Raw genomic sequence first — 1,345 nt, forward strand, 5'->3', positions numbered from 1 at the left:
ATTCAACGTTTATTTGCTTTAGATAGTCATGCACTTGATCACAATTTGCAAATATGGAAGCGGGTGAATCCTGATTATATTGAAATATTACCGGCAATTCTACCCGGAATCATTAAAGAAGTACAAGAAGAAACGGGCATACCCATTATTGCCGGGGGATTAATCAGAACAGAGCAGGATGTTAAGGAAACTATTAAAAATGGTGCCGTAGCTGTAACAACCTCGAGTAACCTACTTTGGGAGCTTTAGCAGTTAGAAACTAAGACCACATCTTTGCTTGTTGCCTTCAAGCTGAAAGACGCAAATAAAAACCTGAAATATTTTTGTTGACAACGCTTTCACGATGATGTAGAATGCTAGTTACAAGTTAAGCGAAGTGCTGGAGATGAGAGAATCACACTGCACCCCATATTTCTTTGAACGGGAAATATTATGGGGTGAGGTGTGATTTTTTTTAAAGGCTTGTCATAACTTGTTGTAAGGGGTTTAATATTTAAAGGGGGTTAAGGGATGTCAGCGTTTCTAGCAGAGGTCATTGGTACGATGGTTCTCATTATTTTTGGCGGCGGTGTGGTAGCAAGCAATATTTTGAACAAGTCAAAAGGTGCTGGCGGTGGCTGGGTGCTAATAACACTCGGATGGGGACTTGCGGTAACTTTAGGGGTGTACGCCGCAGGAAACTTTTCTGGAGCCCATCTGAATCCAGCTGTTACTTTAGGGTTTGCTGCTATTGGAGAATTTCCTTGGGAAAATGTATTAACGTATATTTCAGGACAAATGGTTGGTGCTATAATTGGAGCCACCATCGTTTTCTTTGCTTATTTACCTCATTGGAGAGAGACAAGGGAGACGGACCTGAAGTTAGCCGTATTCGCAACAGGACCGGCAATCCGGAGTCCATTATCAAACCTTGTTACTGAAATGATTGGTACGTTCGCTCTGCTTCTAGGTCTACTCTTTATTGGTGCCAATCAATTTACGGAAGGGTTAAACCCGCTTGTTGTGGGTGCGTTAATTGTTGCGATCGGTATGTCTTTAGGAGGACCTACAGGTTACGCGATTAACCCGGCACGTGATTTAGGACCAAGGATTGCACATGCCCTGCTTCCAATACCCGGTAAAGGAAGCTCTGATTGGGGATACGCGTGGGTTCCGGTGATTGGTCCTATTATCGGCGGGGTTTATGGGGCCTTGTTTTATCAAGCTTTCTTTACAGGTGCTTATACCACGATGTTTTGGATAGCGAGTGTGGTGGTAGCTATCATATTTGTGGCCGCTGCAAGCATCGAATTAAAAAAAGCACCGAATAGACCGATAGCTAATAAAAAAGTATCTTAAGCAAAAT

Annotated in this window: 2 protein-coding genes; both read left to right on the plus strand. The window is 42.8% G+C overall.

Going from position 1 to position 1,345, the window contains the following annotated elements; all coding sequences use genetic code 11:
• Positions 1-249: glycerol-3-phosphate responsive antiterminator (locus SPD53_RS19750; RefSeq protein ID WP_336253579.1), on the plus strand; the 249-nt coding region annotated here is incomplete at its 5' end.
• Positions 250-510: 261 nt separating this feature from the next.
• Positions 511-1,338, plus strand: coding sequence for an MIP/aquaporin family protein (locus SPD53_RS19755; protein ID WP_235763372.1), 828 nt, complete (start codon positions 511-513; stop codon positions 1,336-1,338).
• The last annotated feature ends 7 nt before the right edge of the window (positions 1,339-1,345 follow it).

The organism is Oceanobacillus sp. MO10714A (assembly GCF_037072045.1).
Lineage (GTDB): Bacteria > Bacillota > Bacilli > Bacillales > Amphibacillaceae > Oceanobacillus > Oceanobacillus indicireducens.